This is a genomic window from Vibrio sp. V42_P2S4T144 (assembly GCF_009904715.1).
Classification (GTDB): Bacteria; Pseudomonadota; Gammaproteobacteria; order Enterobacterales; family Vibrionaceae; genus Vibrio; species Vibrio alginolyticus.
In genome coordinates this window covers 1-3,569 of record NZ_WXWS01000657.1, presented here as the reverse complement: position 1 = coordinate 3,569, position 3,569 = coordinate 1, and the positions used below count along the sequence as shown (strand labels likewise).

At 43.7% G+C, this 3,569-nt stretch carries 3 protein-coding genes; all 3 read right to left on the bottom strand.

What is annotated here, in order from left to right:
- Positions 1-251: 251 nt before the first annotated feature.
- Genes pgsA through uvrY form a run of 3 tightly spaced genes read right to left on the bottom strand, consistent with a single transcriptional unit; the run spans position 252 to position 3,334 of the window.
- On the bottom strand, positions 252-809 hold the full coding sequence (pgsA, locus tag CAG68_RS21315) for a CDP-diacylglycerol--glycerol-3-phosphate 3-phosphatidyltransferase (RefSeq protein WP_005394805.1): 558 nt from the start codon (positions 807-809) through the stop codon (positions 252-254).
- Positions 810-855: 46 nt separating this feature from the next.
- Entirely contained in the window at positions 856-2,688 is a 1,833-nt protein-coding gene (gene uvrC / locus CAG68_RS21310; protein ID WP_080773718.1) for an excinuclease ABC subunit UvrC, read from the bottom strand.
- A gap of 1 nt (position 2,689) precedes the next feature.
- Entirely contained in the window at positions 2,690-3,334 is a 645-nt protein-coding gene (gene uvrY / locus CAG68_RS21305; protein WP_005386783.1) for a UvrY/SirA/GacA family response regulator transcription factor, read from the bottom strand.
- Positions 3,335-3,569: the final 235 nt, after the last annotated feature.

The window sequence follows — 3,569 nt, the reverse complement described above, 5'->3', positions numbered from 1 at the left end:
GCCTTACACTGCTGGCCGTGTGTTGCGTGCATTGAAGTATTAATAATCAGAAGACTCGCCTCTCTAAGACTCTCCAAGGACAAAAACAAGATTTAGATCACAAATAGAACTCTATCGAAGCAAAAGCTCCAGATACAAATTGCAAACATGGCCGTTAGCAAGCATTGGAAAGCGAGAGAAGCCAAAAAATGCTGTAGATTGTCTTAGATACAAAAAAGCAGGCTACTAAGCCTGCTTTCTAACATCAGAATTTAATGGTGCTCTTCATTCAGCAGATCGTCTTTCGCAGCAGCTAAATATTGAATCATTGACCAATATGTCAAGAAAGTTGCCACATACAAGGCCGCAAAGCCTAGCCAAACCATCCATTCATCGTAACGCCATATCAACACCCATAAGGCGAACATTTGCGAAACAGTTTTTACTTTGCCAACCCAAGATACCGCAACACTCGCTCGCTTACCGATTTCAGCCATCCATTCTCGCAATGCTGAGATAATGATTTCTCGCGCAATCATCGTTACCGCAGGAATGGTCACCCAAATTGAATGATAATGTTCCGTGATTAGAATCAATGCCGTTGCCACTAGCACTTTATCAGCGACAGGATCAATAAACGCGCCAAAACGAGAAGTTTGGCCAAGTTTACGGGCCAACATGCCGTCAAGCCAGTCAGTAAAACCCGCTACCCAAAACACCATTGCTGCTGCAAACGGTGCCCATGAATAAGGTAGATAAAAGACAACCACAAAAACAGGGATTAGGAACAGTCTAAGAAGAGACAGAATGTTCGGGATATTCAAACGCATTTTATTATTCTCTTACACATTGCGGCTTAATGTTGCGCGATTTTCCTTATTGTTTCAATGCTTGGAAAATAATTTCTGCTAAAGAGTGACTTATTCCCGGTACTTTGGCGATTTCTTCGACACTTGCACGTTTAAGTTCTTGTAACCCACCCATGTACTTGAGTAACGCCTGACGTCGTTTAGGGCCGATTCCCTCAATCCCTTCGAGTGCACTCGTACGTCTGGTTTTACCTCGCTTAGCACGGTGCCCCGCTATAGCATGGTTATGGCTTTCATCACGAATATGTTGAATAAGATGCAGCGCAGGAGCATCGCTTGGTAAATGAAACTCGTCCCCATCGACTGTAATCAGCGTTTCTAAACCTGGTTTGCGAGTAACGCCTTTTGCAATACCAATCATGATAGGACGCTTTGGCCAATCCCCCCAGTACTGCGAAATGATGTCATGCGCACGATTTAACTGACCTTTACCGCCATCGATAAAGATGATGTCGGGAATTTTCTCTACGTCCAATTGCTTCGAATAACGGCGCTCCAACGCTTGTCCCATTGCTGCGTAATCATCACCACCGGTAATCCCAGTAATGTTGTAGCGACGATACTCTTGCTTTACGGGGCCTTCGTTGTTGAACACAACACATGACGCAATCGTACTTTCCCCCATCGTATGGGAGATATCAAAACATTCCATTCGAGCTATAGACTCCAACTTCAATGTTTCGCGAAGCGCATGAAAACGCTGATTAATCGTCATCTTGTGATTGATTTTGGTGGTAATCGCCGTTAGTGCATTCGTGTTCGAAAGCTTGAGATACCTTGCTCGAGAGCCAGTTGGCGACGTATGAAAATGAACCTTACGGCCTGCCACTTCACTTAACGCTTTCTGTATTGGCGCAATATCTTCTGCCAACTCTTGATTCAAAATAATACGAGAGGGAATTGTACGTGCTTCGTTATGGCTCAAATAGTATTGAGTCAGAAAACTATCGAACACTTCCTGCTGGCTTGTATTTTGTGGGATTTTCGGAAAATGACTACGGCTACCAAGCACTTTGCCTTGACGTATCATCAGGATATGGATACACGCGATACCATTCTCCTGAGCAAACCCGAGTACATCCATATCATCCATGCTGTCTTCTGAGACGTACTGCTGCTCTTGAACACGCCTAATCGCTTGGATTTGATCGCGAAATTTAGCGGCATCTTCAAAGCGCAATTGCTGACTGGCAACTTCCATTTTCTCGATCAGTTGTTTGAGTACTTGCTGATCTTTGCCTTGCAAAAACATGCGCACAAAGCCAACCAACTCTGCATATTCTTCATCAGAAATGATGGTATTAACGCATGGTCCTGCACAGCGACCAATTTGGTACATCAAACATGGGCGCGTTCGGTTGGAATAGACAGTGTCTTCACACTGGCGCACAGGAAATATCTTTTGCAGCAAATGCAATGTTTCTCTTACTGCACCAGAATCTGGGTAGGGGCCAAAATATTCACCTTTGCGCTTCTTGGCGCCACGGTGGATAGAAAGCCGTGGGTGCTTATGACCGCTAATAAAGATATAAGGGTAAGACTTATCATCTCGCAGCAACACATTGTATTTCGGTAAATACTGCTTGATGTAGTTATGCTCTAAGATCAGCGCTTCTGTCTCAGTGTGAGTCACCGTGACGTCTATTTTGGCGATATTACTGACAAGCGCGCGAGTTTTCTCACTGTCTACTTTTTTTCGAAAGTAGCTTGAAAGGCGCTTTTTAAGGTCTTTGGCTTTACCTACGTAGATTACAACAGCTTCGGCGTTGTACATTCTGTAAACGCCGGGCTGATGAGTTACTGTCTTGAGAAAGGAAGCCGAATCGAAAGGAGGATTCACGCTAAAGGGTCTCGGTGTCCAGCATTCCGTGGCGAATCGCTAAGTGAGTTAACTCAACGTCACCATTAATGTCCAATTTACTAAAGAGTCGGTAGCGATAGCTGTTGACTGTCTTTGGACTTAAATTAAGTTGCTCAGAAATATCCGTTACCTTTTGGCCTTTGGTGATCATAAGCATGATCTGCAATTCACGTTCGGATAAGTCTTTAAAAGGGTTCTCAGAGGCTGGAGAAAATTGACTCAATGCCATCTGCTGCGCAATCTCTGGCGAGATGTAACGCTGCCCACTATTAACTACACGAATCGCATTCACCATTTCGTCAGGGCCAGCACCTTTGGTTAAATAACCAGACGCACCTGCCTGCATCACCTTGGTTGGAAACGGGTTTTCTGTATGAACGGTAAGTACGATGATTTTCACATCAGGATTCACGCGAAGAATTTTTTTAGTGGCTTCCAAGCCGCCAATTCCTGGCATGTTCATGTCCATTAAAACGACGTCAGCATGATTACTGCGACACCATTTTACTGCATCTTCACCGCTGTCAGCTTCTCCTGCTACGTTCATTCCACGGACGTCTTCAATAATACGTCGTATCCCTGTGCGAACCAGCTCGTGATCATCTACAAGGAAAACATTTATCAAACTTGTATCTCCACACTTTGTATTGGTTCTGCACCCACATAACCATTATTTGTTAAATGTGGATATCAGTATGACTGCCTATATACTAACGTAATCGACAAAAAATTGCTTTCTATGAATATGTGCTGAAACGCAAACTTTAGCAAGAACTTATTCATAAACCACTCTATTATTTTAGAGCGTGATGAGCAGAACCGAAATCTAAGAAAAGACAATTAACAACATTAAGTACAAT